Raw genomic sequence first — 14,384 nt, 5'->3', positions numbered from 1 at the left:
ATCGCAATCTCATTGCTATATTGTAAATAGGTAAAAACGTAAACATAGATGCCTAACGACTACAACTATTGATAGCCTTGAAAGTAATATCCGTTAAAACTTAAACTTGAACATCTAACTGATATCATTGTTAGGTTAGGAGATAAGAGTTAATTTATACACTACTCAGTAACAATAGCCACCTCATATGGAGGTGGCTTCATCATTACAAATTATTTATTAGTAATTTAATCTTTCATGTATTCTCTTGCCATTTCTAGCTGTTTGATTTTCGATTCTATAACAGTTAAATCTGTTGGCGATGATAACAAATCATGTATTTGCTGAACCCTATCAGCCTTAATCGGGTTAAAGATAAAGAAATTCAACAAGTCCTCTATATATTGAGCCAACTTGAAACACTTTATTTCAATATTTGGAGGTGTTACGCCTACGTGTGACAGCTCATTTCTTGAGTTTCTAAGATTGGTTAAAATTATGTTTTCGAGCTCTTTATCCTCATATAAAAATGTTGCTTTCCTAACAAGATCTTTTGTTTGATCAGCTTTAAGTAAAATTTCCAGTGTAGAAGAAAGCCTCATGAACCTATAATCAAGATCAACACAATCAACAGCAGAAACATAATTAGAAAGAACGTTTTCAATAAATTCTTTATATGGGCTTTTGGCGATCTTTCTTAAATAGACGTTTGTATTTCTATTGAAAATAGAAATATCTCTCACACTTGAACTTTGATACGAAATGTGATTTTTAATCTCTAGTAATCCATTATCTAGCATTTTACCATTTTTATCATAAATAATATGATACTTCCCTAATCGAGTAAGAGAACGACTCCAATATTGAGATTCTTTATCTTCTCCCACTAGATTGAAGTTTTTTATAAAAAGCATATGCCAAATAGCACGAACGGTATCTATCGCGGAATCTGCTTTTTCTAATGCAGAATTCCTATTAGGAGCAGACACAGACACCACAGAATACAAAAAATTGCCTTTCTCAAAATAGGAAGCAATATCTTCATTAACTAATACAGCTTTTGCATACTTCTTAGGTGGTGATTTATAAAACGATAGCTTACAACCATTAACAACTCTAGATGATGGTTGATCACAATCCATTTCAAGAGACATTAATATTTTAAATTCTGATTCGTTTTTCGAAAGATTTAAAACTGCTTTATCAAATTCTGAAAGTATGGTTTTAATATCATTTAAACCATTATTCTTATAAGCAGTTACAACTGATTTATGAAAAACGTCAAAAGATGAATTATTGTCTAGCTTTTTATTATGCTTTACATAACCCCAGAGAGTATCTACCACTAATTCAAAGTATGGTTTCTGAGCAACATTTCCATCATCACAAATTTTTAGCATTTTTTTCATTTGCTTTATTAGTGATTTTACCTGTTTCTCATCACGCCATCTGCTACTCAAACTTTTATCTCCAAATTTATTAATTTTTATTCATATATAAAAGCATACTGCCAACCATTTAGTTGGCTGGCGGATTATACTTTTATCTCAGAGGCTTACAATTAAAATAGAGTGCTACATAGCAATACGCTGTATACAGTGTGTAATCATTGCCCTTCTGATTTGCCCCTTCTTCTCGTCAACCCTACGTAATAACGAATACCATAAGCACCTCAATAAGAATTTCACACTATGGCCTCTCATGCAGAAAAACCACCTGAATGGTAAACTACCCCGTCATTAACACCCGCAACATAATCTGAACTGATACCAATCTGACGCTTTTCGTTATGCTTGAAGTTAATCACTAGGAACTGTGAGTTCTTCTTATTGAATGCAATACCTTCCTTAAACAGATTAGGGTCATAGTTAGGGATCTTTCTAAAGTCCAACATCTCACCGCATGTATACAGCTCAATGTGATCCACCAGCATTCTGAGTTTCACCGCAGCTTTTGCACGTAAATCATGATCATCAAGCAAAGCATCCACATCAAAATCGAAGTCCGGATGAACTTCTAACATGCTATCTAGTTCTTTTTGTAAGTTGTTTATTTTTTGGGATTGTGACGCAACAGCTTCGCCTAGTTTTACGTTGAAACCAGAACGTTCAAACAGTTCTTCAAGCTTAACTAGCTCCTTCTTCGCGTTGTCTAAATCAGATATCAACTTATCTTTATCAAAACCATCATTTTTAAATATCGTGCTCCAATCCAGATCACTCAGGTATTTGAATAAGAGTGGTTCAAGCTTTTTCAATGAAATAGATGGAGCAAAACACGCACTACCAGCGTTACAACGCAGTGCATAATATCGCTTCCCTCGATTAGTGGTGTAATTCAAGATGAATCCATGACCACAATATGGACATACAACCAGACCTGACAACATGTTTACGAAGTGTGATTTATGTTTACTTTGGTGCGAGCTGCTTAGCCTTATTGAAGTTGCTAAATCGAATGTATCTTTGCTTGTAACCGCAGGATAATAGTCATGTTTGACGAACTTGCCATCATAAGACTTAAACGTTCCGTAAGTCGATGGGTTTTTAAGCACCTGTAAGACTTTATGCCTATCCCATGAATTTTCGTGCTTTTGAACATGCCGATCATCCAATGGGTAATTGTGTTCATTCAAGTAACGAACAACTTCCATTAAACCAACGCCATTGGTATACAGCTCAAATATTTTCTCAATGCCTTTCGCATACTCATTAAGCTCAAAGCGCTTAGCTTCGATGTTTGAAGTTATCCAGTAGGCAACTTTTACGCGTGTGAACTTGCCAGCTCGAATGTCAGCATATTTCCGCTTCCAGTTATCTTTTGCCCTAGCCGCTTTCTTATCTGACTCTTCAAAAGCTAACTGTGATTTAACAATAGCTTGGAGTAGCAACATCGGGTTTTCTGAATTGTATTTACACAACGAACCGTTGAGATAAGTCCATATCTCAATGCCCTTTTCTAAAATGCTTGTTAACTGCTTTTGTGCTTTGAACAGATGCTGACGCGATAGCCTATCAAGTTCTTCAACAAGTAAAATATAGCCAGAAGCAATAACTCCGTTTTCGATATCCTTTAGCAAAACACCAAGCTCACCATCAAGGTTCGCCCCGTGATAACCTGATTTGCCTTCATCGAAGTAAACCTTTATTATTTCAAGGTTTTCTTGTTGTGCTATTGCTTGAGCTAGTTCTTTTTGACGTTCACTGCTATTACCATCTTCTTGGGCTAATGTGCTGTAACGTCCATATAGCACTGCTTTTCTTGGCATGATCACGCTCCTACTTTCTGTTAAGGGATTTATAATGGTATTTAGTAGTTCTGTTAGGGACAGTGGATTGTCGATCACTCCGGCCAGAAATATGAGCGTGCTGTTTACCGCTCCGTATGCTCACTCAGGTGTTCAGCTTGCAGCGAACAAAGACAAAGCAGCCGAGAAAATAAATATCGCCGATTACAACAAGCGCAGTGTGACACTCGCTGTCCGCCGTGGTGCTTTCACTGTTCAAACCGCCAAGAAGTATTTCCCGAAAGCAAAACTTCGCCAGTTTGATGACGATGCCCAGGCATTCCAGGAAGTATTAAACGGTAATGCTCATGCCGTTCTTGCTTCGTCACCTAAACCAGAGCAAATGTCTATTCAGTACAATGACAAACTGTTTGTTCCACTGACTGAACGCCTGAGTCGTGGTTCTGAGGGTTTTGCAATCCGTCATGGTGAATTTGATCTACTGAACTTTTTCAACAACTGGATCATGCTACGCACTGAAGACGGCTGGCTGCAGGAACGCCATGATTACTGGTTCAAGACATTGGACTGGCAAGATCAGATCGCGAAAGGACAGTAAATTTTGTCTCAGAGTCAAACTCAAACATTACCGGGAAAGCCCTTCCCGGAAATATCCCGTTTAAACAAACTGGATTGGTTGCTGATTGCACTGCTCAGCAGCTTTCTCGGCTGGTTGGTTTATCGCTCTTCTGTCGGCATTCATTACCATTGGAACTGGGATAAAGCATTCAGCCTGATCTTTACACCAAGCAAAGCAGATGAGTTGCCCTATTTCTTCCAGGGATTCATCGCAACCATCCGTCTAAGCATGTGGGGAATGCTTTTTGCGGCAATTCTGGGCGTGTTACTCGGTCTGGCTCGTCGTTCTCCACTCACACTGCTTCGATTGCCGGCACAAGCTTATATCCAACTGGTTCGTAATATCCCACCACTGGTTTTCGTCTTCATTTTTTACTTTTTCATTTCAAGCCAACTCGTTCCTGCGCTTGGATTGGAAAACATACTGCGAAATTACAGCCATGATATTAACTGGCTTCAAGACTTTCTCTTTGGCCCGGCTCAGCTATGGGAAAACCTGTTCTCCGGCGTACTTTGTGTTGGGCTGATTGCAGCAGCTTATATTGCAGAAATAGTCCGCTCAGGTATTGATGCCATTGCGAGAGGACAATGGGAAGCAGCAGATTCTTTGGGGCTTTCCCGCTGGGACCGCTTCCGTTTTATCATTTTCCCACAAGCGCTGACCGGGATTGTTCCACCGCTGGCCGGACAATTCATCTCACTGGTAAAAGATTCTTCGATTATCTCTCTGATCTCAATCCAGGAATTGACATTTGTCGGCAGTGAAATCGCCAACTCATCCGGTCTGATTTTTGAAATCTGGCTACTGGTTGGTGTTGGTTACCTGATCCTTTGCCTTGGTTTGTCTGTTCTATTCAGTCGACTGGAACTACACAGTCAAAAACACCTACAGCGTTAAACCGTCGCTTCCCAGAAGCCTATCTCAGGACGAAAATAAAGCATAAAAAACGGCTCATCGTGAGCCGTTTTTCTTTTAAATTATTCCTACGGAGCAAACATCTCTGCCCATTCCGGCCAGAGTTTCTCAAGATCCATATACTGTTCTATTGTATCAGCAACACGATCGATGCCCTTTTCGCGCATCTCATCAAAATCCGGTGTCTGTGTGGCTTCCAAACCAACCCAGGACAAAATCGCATCGCAGGCTTCTTTCTGCTCAAAAATACCATGTAGATAAGTACCAAACACCTGGTCATCACAACCTAACTGACCATCCGGGCCATCAGTCAGTTGCAGCGGGGCATCAGCTCTGACACCTTCAGTTACACCAGCATGGATCTCATAACCTCTGACAGAAACAGTATCCTGATCAGGCAGCTTTAGCTTACCTGTCACCTGTTTCAGTTGCTTTTCAGGTGCCAGCACTGTTGATGTATTCAGGTAACCAAGCCCCCGACTTTCTCCGGCATCACCTTCAATGCCGTCAGGATCAGCAATGGTTTCGCCTAACATCTGATAGCCGCCGCAAATACCCATTAACTTACCGCCAAGACGAACATGACGGGCAATTTGTTGATCCCATCCCTGCTCGCGAAGGAAATCCAAATCACTTCTGACACTTTTTGTGCCCGGAATAATAATAAGATCTGCTGGCGGAAGCGGCTGCCCTTTACCTACAAACTGCAAATTCACCTGAGGGTGCATTCGAAGCGGGTCAAAATCAGTATGGTTACTCACGCGAGTAAGAACAGGCACCACCACTGTCAGTTGCTCTTCTGCTGCTTCAACCTGCTGAACATTGATTGCATCTTCAGCTTCAAGCATCAAACCATGAAGGTAAGGCAATACACCAAGTACCGGCTTTCCGGTTTTCTCCTCAAGCCAGTCAAGCCCTGACTCGAGCAATTTGATATCACCACGGAAACGGTTAATAACGAAACCTTTCACCCGTGCTTGTTCTGATTCAGAGAGCAAAGCAAGCGTGCCGAACAAATGAGCAAAAACTCCGCCACGATCGATATCAGCAACAATGATCACCGGGATATCGGCTTTTTCAGCAAAGCCCATGTTGGCGACATCATTTTCACGTAAGTTGATTTCCGCCGGACTTCCAGCACCTTCAACAATGACGGTCTGATATTCCTGCTGCAACACCGAAAATGATTCCATAATCGGCCCCATCACCACTTTTTTATAGTTGTGATAGCCGACTGCATCCATATCCGCCAGCGCCTTACCCTGGACGATAACCTGCGCACCAATATCAGTGTTCGGCTTTAACAACACCGGATTCATATGTACCGTTGGCTCTACACCACAGGCCTGCGCCTGAACGGCCTGAGCCCGGCCAATCTCACCGCCATCACGGGTAACTGCGCTATTAAGCGCCATATTCTGCGACTTGAAGGGCGCAACTTTGATACCTTTTCTGGCCAAGACCCGGCACAAACCAGCAGCCAGAACACTTTTACCGGCATCCGATGTTGTTCCCTGCACCATCAGGGCTTCAATTGTTGATTGCATTTAAATCTCACTAAAATTGCTGCTGTACCGGCCATTGAAGCTGAGGCCAGTTTTTACCATTTTCATCATGAAAAACAGTGACACGGTAACGCGCCGCATAAGGCAGTTCCATTCGATGGAGGTAGCTGGCGTTCTCTGGCATATCTAAAAGAATACGTAAAAACTGCTTCATCACCCCGGCATGGGTAACAAGCAACAATCGCTTACCACTATTTTGTGTTAGAAGTGCTTCCCATGCCTGCTGTATCCGGTAATCAAACTCACGAAGACTTTCACCACCATGAGGATTTGACTGCCATGGGTTTTGCCAGTACTGACTCAGAGTCTCGCCATAGTTTTCCCACAAACTGTCACGACTCTGTCCGTCCCAGTGACCAAAATTCATTTCTTTCCAGTGTTCGACCGGTTCTATCGGCAATTCAAAACGTCCTGCGAATTGTTCGGCAAACTCCCGACAGCGCACAAGCGGTGACGTCACTACTTTTTCAACGTCGGATAAGCCTTCAACCGCACACCACATTTGCTCCAGCCCCTGCGGCGTAATCGGGAAATCAGTATGACCACGTAAACATCCGTCACCTTCAGGAAGACCATGACGAAGAAAATCAATGCGCGTGATTTTAGTTTGATCCATCATCTATCCCTCTTTTGTTATAACTTTGGCCCTTTTAAGACCTGAGGAATCCCCGCCGTCACAAATACTACCCGCTCTGACTGTTTGGCTATCGCCTGATGTAGCCAACCACTCTCATCGACAAATCGACGGGATATTTCTCCCATGGGCACAATTCCCTGCCCGACTTCATTACTCACCATAATAATACGACCGGGTGCCGCTAAAAGTGCCTGAAGAAAATCGCTTTTACATGATGACCAGTCAGTTTCGTTAGCTTCGTCACCAAACAGGCAGTTAGTCAGCCATAATGTTAAGCAGTCAATCAACAGGCAATTGTTTTCCCGACTGTTCTTGCGAATGACTTCAGCCAAATTAAGTGGTTCTTCAACGAGATGCCATTGTGAAGGTCGCTGCTCCTGATGCCGCGCAATACGCTCCACCATTTCATCATCGCCAGCCGTTGCAGTAGCAACATAAATCACATCCAGCCCAGACTTATCTGCCAGCGATTCTGCAAGGCTGCTTTTTCCTGAACGAGCTCCACCCAAAATCAGCTCTTTTCCTAAAAAATCCATAATGGCTTTAACTCATGAACAAATTACTGATTATTTCTATTCATCCATTGTATGGCAGTTAACGGCCTTTACCAATCAATAACTCATTATCACCAATGATTAATATCAAGTACTTAGCTCAAGTGATTTACCAGATGTATCACATCAAAAAAAATGATAACCAGTTAAAATTAAACCTATTTTAAAGATGAACGAATTCTGAATGACCAACTCATTATTAGTTCAGAACAACTGTTGTTTAATGGAACCATCAACTACAGAGGAGACCGAATCATGATTAAGAAAACTATTATCGCTATCGCAACCATCGCAGTTATGGCTCCGACTATGGCTCTTGCCAAAGACCATGACAGAAACAACGCTGCTATTTCTTACTCAGGTCCGGTAGATACTGTGACCGTGGCAGAACTACTTGAAAACACCAGCATGTTCACAGAACGTAACGCTGTTGTAGAAGGCAAACTAATTAAGCAAATCGACGCTGAAACCTTCATCTTCAGTGACGGTACAAAGGAAATCCAGGTGGAACTTGATGATGATATCCACATGCCGCAGACCATAGATGCAACCACTAAAGTTCGCCTGTTCGGTGAATATGAAGGCGGTAATACCCCTGAAATTGAAGTCGACCGTATCCAGTTACTATAAACATTTCCCCATTCCACTGCTTGCCCCGAGTTTCGGGGCTTTTTTTTAAGTCCTCCGATCTCATCTTACTGATTAGTAATTAATCCTGATTTGATAAAAAGTCATGTTAAACTCCGGTTCAGCTGCGGCTTGCCAGGGTGAGTTCCTGATTATGTTGCAGCAGTCTGTAAATAGAGGTCATGATGTCAGATACGCTGTTGTTTCATAAAACTTACCGTCACCCTTCCAGTAAAGAATGGGTAGTATTTGTCCACGGTGCTGGAGGCAGTTCCTCCGTCTGGTTTAAGCAAATTAAAGCCTATAAACAACATTTCAATTTGCTATTGCTTGATCTGCGGGGACACGGTCGCTCTAACAATATGTTCAGGGATATGATGAAAAATCCCTATTCATTTAAAAGCGTCACCCTCGATATCCTGGATTTACTCAATCACCTCAAAATTCAGTCCGCACATTTTGTCGGCGTCTCATTAGGCACAATTATCATCCGCAACCTGGCCGAACTAGCACCGGAACGGGTAAAAACATTAATCATGGGTGGTGCAGTTACTCGCTTAGATGCCCGCTCACAATTTCTGGTTCAGTTGGGCAACTTCTGTAAGCACGTCATTCCTTACATGTGGCTATATAGCCTGTTTGCCTACATTGTGATGCCTCAAAAAACACAGAAGGAATCTCGCCTGTTGTTTATCCGTGAGGCGAAAAAATTATGCCAGAAAGAATTTAAACGCTGGTTTAAGCTTGCAGCTGATGTGAATCCATTAATGGGTTACTTCAAAGAGAAAGAGATTCCTATCCCAACCCTTTATTTGATGGGCAGCAACGACTACATGTTCATTAAGCCGGTGAAGGAAATGGTTAAAGAGCACAAGCACAGCTACTTAACTGAATTTGAAAATTGCGGCCATGTTTGCAACGTTGAACGCCCGGATGAGTTCAATGAACACTCTATTCAATTTATTCAGCAGCATCAAAGCAGCTTATGACCTACTGATACCTAATCACTGACGCAGATTAGGGCAAATCACGAGTATTAAAAAAGCCAGCAGGGATTACCTACTGGCTTCATAAAAAAAGCGTCAACCTATTTTAGGACTAGACATACAGAGAAGTTATCTGTCAGATTGCTTTTGCCAGAAACTCAACCAGTTTTTCTGTGACAGCTTCCGGCTTCTCTAGGTTACTGATGTGACCTGCGCCTGGAATTACAAGGTATTCACTGCCGTCAATCGCATCATGCATCAACTGAGCTTCAAGCGGCGGGCGAGGAATATCTTCAGCACCCACAACGATCAACGTCGGTAGCACCAGTTTTTCGATATCATCAAAAGTATCACGACGACCAAAGATCATTCGGCCAATTCGAGCTACTTCCACAGCCTGTTCGCCTTTCAGGCTCATCAGATTATTGCGGAAATGTGAGACAAGCTCAGGGTTCTCAGTCTCAGCATTACGTGCAAAAAACATTGGTGTAATCACATCTACCATCGGGGCCGGTACAAGTTTCACTTCACTAATGGTATCCAGCATAGCGAAATACTTAGCGTGAGTGACCTGTGGCTCATAACCGATAAAGGTATCCATCATCACCAGAGACTTCACTCGGGCCGGAACCTTAATTGCCAGCTCTGCTGCCCACATACCGCCCACAGACAGGCCGATAACGGAAAACTCATCAACATTAAGATGATCAAGCAAAGCCAGAATGTCATCCGCATAGTCACGTAGGTTGCGAGTCTTCTCCGGAGCTGCATCTGATTTACCGTGAGCCCATAAATCCGGCACAATACAACGGTAATGCTGGCTCAGCACTTCAATCTGTGGATCCCACATTGCGCTGTCCCACAGATAGCTATGACCAAAAACAAGCACTGGCCCTTCACCTTTATCAAGGTAGTGCATCGTTTTATTATCAACGGTAAATGTAGCCATTGACTCTTTTCCTTATTACTAGTTGCGTTTTGGCGCGATAATAACAACTATTGTTAATTAACAACACGCTTCAAACACTTATAAGACCAGTGAATACAAAATGCCTTTGTATCAGCCCATTCAGCTTAAACGTTTCTAAGCGACAATCACTGGCCATGATTTCTACATAGCCGAATATTTGCAGCTGATTGTTTCCATCCCCTTTTTGTACAGAACCCAGGCAATGGCACCAGCGGCAAAGTTGCCAATCATTGCGCCAATAAACAACCCCGGTAATCCTGCAACTTGAGAACCAAGCCCTATCGCAGGCAAGAAACAGGCAAACAAACGAAGACCTGAAATCAATAGTGCTCGCATTGATAGCGTCAAAGCATTACAGATCGAAACCATCAGCATGCACACACCAAGCGGACCGAGACTTAACGGTACCCAGGTAAGATGGATCATCAATACATCCCTAACTGAGTCCTCACTGGTCATTAACTCCGTCAAAATTGGAGCAGCAAAAAGCAGTACCACCGCAATAACGAACTGCCAAGCAAGCACAAATTTCACCGCCAGCTGAATCAGCGCTCTGATTTTGCAGATATCTTTAGCACCCAACAACCTGCCCACCATAGGCGGCATTGACATAGTCAGCGCCAAAATCACGACAATAGAGAAAAACTCCATCCGCGACCCCAGAGCCCAGGCAGCAACTGCTGCAGCGCCAAAACCCGCAACCAACTTTGTTGCCAACATTGAAGACAATGGCGGCAATAACTGACTGAGCATTGCCGGAGCCATAATATGAACCAGCTCTTTAAGCGAGTTCATCACATTCAGCCCTTGCCAGTTGAAACTCATCCAGTGACGTTTAATCACCAGTGGGTAAACAACCAATATACCAAGGGAAAACGCCGTCACTGTTGCCCAGGCAGCACCGACCAGGCCCATGTCCAGCGTAAAGATATAGATAGGATCCAACACCATGTTAGTCAGGCTGGTGACAACCATCATACTACCCGGCAACATAGTGTTCCCGTTAGCTCGGCAGAGACTGTAAGCAAAATAAAGCATTGCACCGGACCATGAACTCGCCAGCCAGACAGGCCAGTAGTCATCGACAACAGGCATAACCTCAGCCGGTGCGCTCAACAGGCCCAATATTGGCCCACGCAGAAACCAGATACACAAGCAGATCAGAAAAACACTGATAGCACCAGTCAGTACAACCAAACCACCCAGCTGTTTTGCTCGTTGCAGCTCTTCAGCACCAAGAACACGTGAAATCAGTGAAGTGGTCGCGATACCTAAACCAACCTGCAAGCCGATAATGACCATTTGCATGGGTAAGGTAAAGCCCTGCGCAGCAAGGGGTAAAACGCCAAGCTGGCCGATAAAAGCACTATCAACAAGCTGGAAGCTCATTAATGAAAGTACGCCAAACAGCATAGGCCAGGTCATGGTAAATAACTGTCGTCCAAGACCCGGATACGACGTACGCGATTTTTCCGATATTTGAGAATCCATTCAGTGCGCTCTTATCGTGTTACCAGAGATACCAAATTTGCAGGACGGTAATAGACAGACTTTAACACCTTGCCCTGACGAATAATTTTACCTTCCAGATCAACATCTTTTGCACACTTGGCAATAATGAACTCACCTTTTTGGCTACCGGTAATTTCCACACCCTGACCAGCATAATGGGCAACAGTATCGGTAAATTCCTGTTCATTACGACAAACCTTGCTCATATTGCTAGAGTGAACCTCATCCCAACATGGTACAAAATCAATATTTAAGCGCTGAGCAATCTGTAACAACAAATCAATCAAATAGCTGATCCCAAGGTTTGACTCTACCTGCTTATCGCCCAAATGCACCAAGCGTCCCATCAACACATAAACAGAATCAACAATCGCATCAGCTTGTTCTACCAAAGAGTCTGCTTCTGCCAGCTCAGTCAGTTCCTCAACAGCCAAAGAGGTATGGAGTGCATCATTCTTCTCATTAAGCGTCGCCGGGGTCTCAATATCCAGATCAAACGTTGTACGAAACTCATGAATATCGCGGTACAGGTGATCAAATAACGTCTGATCTAAAACAGCAAGCTTCATTTACGATTCCTTTTAGGTAACCAAGTAAAAAAAACAGCGCCAACAGCTACAGCCTAAGGCACCGATAGGTTTATCACAATTCACATCTGGCTGATGTAACCCACCAGCAACAAATAATTTGGCCAGCATTATATACCCAACTGACTTCAAGGTAAGTCCCACAGAACAGGTTCAATCCATGAACAAAGAACGGGCGAGCCCCTAAAATCAACCCTACACGCTTAAAATCCCTTGGGGATATAATCAATGCTGTATACCCCCATCCATAAGCATCAGCTGCTTAACACCATTTTTCCTTAAATGTCTTCATCCTTCTACATTTATGCGACAAACGTCACAGAAACAAAAAGTAGAGCAACTATACTCATCCGCTCAATTGGCTTAGGTAAAAACAATTTCGTTATGTGCGAAAATTGCAATAAAAAAACTAAAACATATCGTGTGAAGAGAAGCTTCCTAGAGAGAGCACTCACACACAAGAACCATCAGAAATACAAATGTGAGGAGTGCAAAACACACTTTTTCATCAAGATTGGTTCCCAAACCGTTACCCAGTAACGACAGGATTCATTTCCGAGCAGTTATAAAAAAACAAGGCCACATCAAGTGGCCTTATTTTCTTCTACCCACACTCTCTTCCCTGTCACTCCTCGCTTGTTTATAACATTATCTTTTTCCACACTTTTAATGTGAACATATGTGCTTTTGAGCCTTCAGGCTTGCTCCTTTCGATCCCTTCCCATAGAAATTAAAGGTGAAATATTAACTCTGACATAGAATAATGCGCAAAAAACGGTCAAACACATAAGTTTGACATCACAGAGGCGCATTATTCCTCTATAATCTGCGACCGTATATTTGGTCAGGCTATGCCGTCTGCTTTAGGAACAAAGAATGTCATTTTCATCACAAAGTTTTTCTCAAGAAATCGTGCGTGCTCTAACTGAGTGCGGGTACGAGAAGTTAACACCCATCCAGCAACAAGCGATTCCACAAGCTCGTCGCGGTCACGATATTCTTGCGAACGCGCAAACAGGTACAGGTAAGACTGCAGCCTTTTCTTTGCCGATCATCCAGAAAATTTGTGACAATCCAAAGCCAAACAGCCGCTTTAATGTTCGTGCCCTAATCCTGGCACCAACCAGAGAACTTGCTGCTCAGATCGCCAAAAATATTGAAGACTACACCAAATATGTATCTGCCAGCGTTGCCGCTATCTATGGTGGTACCAAAATGGGGACTCAGGAGAAAAAGCTGGAACAAGGTCTGGACATCCTTGTAGCCACTCCTGGCCGACTAATTGAACATATGGAATTAAACAACGTTTCTCTGGCGAACCTTGAATTTCTGGTGTTCGATGAAGCAGACCGTATGCTGGACATGGGCTTTATTGCAGATATGCGCACCATTATGGGCGATATCCGTAGCCAGCCTCAAACAATGCTGTTCTCTGCAACCATCTCAAGCCAGATGAACAAACTGGCTAATGAAATTCTTCGCAAGCCTAAACGTATTTCTGTCAGCCCGGAGAACGCTACAGCCGATACCGTTGCCCACGTTGTTTACCCTGTCGATCAAGAACGTAAGCGTGAACTGCTATCAGAACTGATTGGTAAGAAGAACTGGCAACAAGTGCTGGTTTTCGTTAACTACAAAGAGACGGCTAACGAACTGGTTAAAGAGTTGAAGCTTGATGGCATCAAGGCGGTTCTTTGCCACGGCGATAAAGCACAAAGTGCACGCCGACGCGCACTTGACGAATTTAAAGAAGGTAAGGCTCGCGTCATGGTTGCAACTGAAGTTGCTGCCCGTGGCCTGGATATTCAAGGCCTGCCGCACGTTGTTAACTATGATATGCCATTCCTGGCAGAAGACTATGTACACCGTATCGGTCGTACCGGCCGTGCTGGCCAGAAAGGCCATGCTGTTTCTTTTGTCAGCCGTGATGAAGAGCTGACTCTGGTTCAGGTTGAAAATCTGATCCAACAGCGTATTCGCCGTATCCAACTTGCAGGTTATGAACCAGCTAACCGAGATGCTCTGCTGACTAAGATGCACACTAAACCGGCTTTCAAAGACCGCCGTGGCCGCCAGAATAACCCTACGGCTCAGTCTGATGCCGAGCGCCGCGTTCGCCTGCATCGTGCGATCAAAAACCGCGCAAAAATCACTAAGCTGAAAAAATAATTTCAGTCTGAACTATT

General features: G+C 43.3%; 12 protein-coding genes and 1 pseudogene. 5 read left to right on the top strand and 8 right to left on the bottom strand.

Going from position 1 to position 14,384, the window contains the following annotated elements:
* Positions 1–227 precede the first annotated feature (227 nt).
* The gene (locus C942_RS09490) at positions 228–1,439 is read right to left on the bottom strand and encodes a hypothetical protein (protein WP_007465072.1); all 1,212 of its coding nucleotides are present in this window, start codon (positions 1,437–1,439) and stop codon (positions 228–230) included.
* Between the two features lie 239 nt (positions 1,440–1,678).
* Positions 1,679–3,247 carry a recombinase family protein gene (locus C942_RS09485; protein ID WP_007465070.1) on the bottom strand — a complete coding sequence of 523 codons (1,569 nt, stop codon included), beginning with the start codon at positions 3,245–3,247 and terminating at the stop codon, positions 1,679–1,681.
* Between C942_RS09485 and C942_RS09480 the strand changes: the two are divergent.
* Positions 3,231–3,824: pseudogene (locus tag C942_RS09480) on the top strand (transporter substrate-binding domain-containing protein); the annotation flags it as partial. The gene C942_RS09485 and the pseudogene C942_RS09480 overlap by 17 nt on opposite strands.
* Before the next feature lie 3 nt (positions 3,825–3,827).
* A complete protein-coding gene (locus tag C942_RS09475) occupies positions 3,828–4,742 on the top strand; it encodes an amino acid ABC transporter permease (RefSeq protein WP_007465065.1) in 915 nt (304 codons plus the stop codon).
* Positions 4,743–4,828: 86 nt separating this feature from the next.
* On the opposite strand, the gene C942_RS09470 is transcribed toward C942_RS09475, so the two are convergent.
* The 3 genes from C942_RS09470 to cobU are packed head-to-tail and all read right to left on the bottom strand — an operon-like array spanning position 4,829 to position 7,498.
* Positions 4,829–6,307, bottom strand: coding sequence for a cobyric acid synthase (locus C942_RS09470; protein ID WP_007465063.1), 1,479 nt, complete (start codon positions 6,305–6,307; stop codon positions 4,829–4,831).
* A 10-nt stretch (positions 6,308–6,317) separates the two neighbouring features.
* Positions 6,318–6,944 carry a histidine phosphatase family protein gene (locus C942_RS09465; RefSeq protein ID WP_232428159.1) on the bottom strand — a complete coding sequence of 209 codons (627 nt, stop codon included), beginning with the start codon at positions 6,942–6,944 and terminating at the stop codon, positions 6,318–6,320.
* A gap of 14 nt (positions 6,945–6,958) precedes the next feature.
* Entirely contained in the window at positions 6,959–7,498 is a 540-nt protein-coding gene (gene cobU / locus C942_RS09460; RefSeq protein WP_007465059.1) for a bifunctional adenosylcobinamide kinase/adenosylcobinamide-phosphate guanylyltransferase, read from the bottom strand.
* Between the two features lie 276 nt (positions 7,499–7,774).
* On the opposite strand from cobU, the gene C942_RS09455 reads away from it, so the two are divergent.
* Both C942_RS09455 and C942_RS09450 read left to right on the top strand, forming a co-directional pair.
* On the top strand, positions 7,775–8,146 hold the full coding sequence (locus C942_RS09455) for a YgiW/YdeI family stress tolerance OB fold protein (protein WP_036799487.1): 372 nt from the start codon (positions 7,775–7,777) through the stop codon (positions 8,144–8,146).
* 182 nt (positions 8,147–8,328) lie between these two features.
* The gene (locus tag C942_RS09450) at positions 8,329–9,132 is read left to right on the top strand and encodes an alpha/beta fold hydrolase (protein ID WP_007465055.1); all 804 of its coding nucleotides are present in this window, start codon (positions 8,329–8,331) and stop codon (positions 9,130–9,132) included.
* A gap of 133 nt (positions 9,133–9,265) precedes the next feature.
* Here C942_RS09450 and C942_RS09445 read toward each other — a convergent pair whose 3' ends face one another.
* The 3 genes from C942_RS09445 to C942_RS09435 form a co-directional block, all read right to left on the bottom strand.
* Positions 9,266–10,078, bottom strand: coding sequence for an alpha/beta fold hydrolase (locus C942_RS09445; protein WP_007465054.1), 813 nt, complete (start codon positions 10,076–10,078; stop codon positions 9,266–9,268).
* 162 nt (positions 10,079–10,240) lie between these two features.
* Positions 10,241–11,590 carry an MATE family efflux transporter gene (locus tag C942_RS09440; RefSeq protein ID WP_036799464.1) on the bottom strand — a complete coding sequence of 450 codons (1,350 nt, stop codon included), beginning with the start codon at positions 11,588–11,590 and terminating at the stop codon, positions 10,241–10,243.
* An 11-nt stretch (positions 11,591–11,601) separates the two neighbouring features.
* Positions 11,602–12,180, bottom strand: coding sequence for a nucleoside triphosphate pyrophosphohydrolase family protein (locus tag C942_RS09435; RefSeq protein ID WP_007465052.1), 579 nt, complete (start codon positions 12,178–12,180; stop codon positions 11,602–11,604).
* Between the two features lie 894 nt (positions 12,181–13,074).
* Here C942_RS09435 and C942_RS09430 point away from each other — a divergent pair.
* A complete protein-coding gene (locus C942_RS09430) occupies positions 13,075–14,367 on the top strand; it encodes a DEAD/DEAH box helicase (protein WP_007465050.1) in 1,293 nt (430 codons plus the stop codon).
* Positions 14,368–14,384: the final 17 nt, after the last annotated feature.

This window comes from Photobacterium marinum (genome assembly GCF_000331515.1).
Lineage (GTDB): Bacteria > Pseudomonadota > Gammaproteobacteria > Enterobacterales > Vibrionaceae > Photobacterium > Photobacterium marinum.
The sequence above is the reverse complement of the archived record's forward strand: the minus strand, read 5'-3'. Positions and strand labels throughout refer to the sequence as shown.

What these genes read in the sequence shown, in the direction of transcription:
- C942_RS09485 (WP_007465070.1), bottom strand. Translation starts at nt 3,247, where the DNA reads ATGCCAAGAAAAGCAGTGCTATATGGACGTTACAGCACATTAGCCCAA.
- C942_RS09470 (WP_007465063.1), bottom strand. Translation starts at nt 6,307, where the DNA reads ATGCAATCAACAATTGAAGCCCTGATGGTGCAGGGAACAACATCGGAT.
- C942_RS09465 (WP_232428159.1), bottom strand. Translation starts at nt 6,944, where the DNA reads ATGATGGATCAAACTAAAATCACGCGCATTGATTTTCTTCGTCATGGT.
- cobU (WP_007465059.1), bottom strand. Translation starts at nt 7,498, where the DNA reads ATGGATTTTTTAGGAAAAGAGCTGATTTTGGGTGGAGCTCGTTCAGGA.
- C942_RS09450 (WP_007465055.1), top strand. Translation starts at nt 8,329, where the DNA reads ATGTCAGATACGCTGTTGTTTCATAAAACTTACCGTCACCCTTCCAGT.
- C942_RS09445 (WP_007465054.1), bottom strand. Translation starts at nt 10,078, where the DNA reads ATGGCTACATTTACCGTTGATAATAAAACGATGCACTACCTTGATAAA.
- C942_RS09440 (WP_036799464.1), bottom strand. Translation starts at nt 11,590, where the DNA reads ATGGATTCTCAAATATCGGAAAAATCGCGTACGTCGTATCCGGGTCTT.
- C942_RS09435 (WP_007465052.1), bottom strand. Translation starts at nt 12,180, where the DNA reads ATGAAGCTTGCTGTTTTAGATCAGACGTTATTTGATCACCTGTACCGC.
- C942_RS09430 (WP_007465050.1), top strand. Translation starts at nt 13,075, where the DNA reads ATGTCATTTTCATCACAAAGTTTTTCTCAAGAAATCGTGCGTGCTCTA.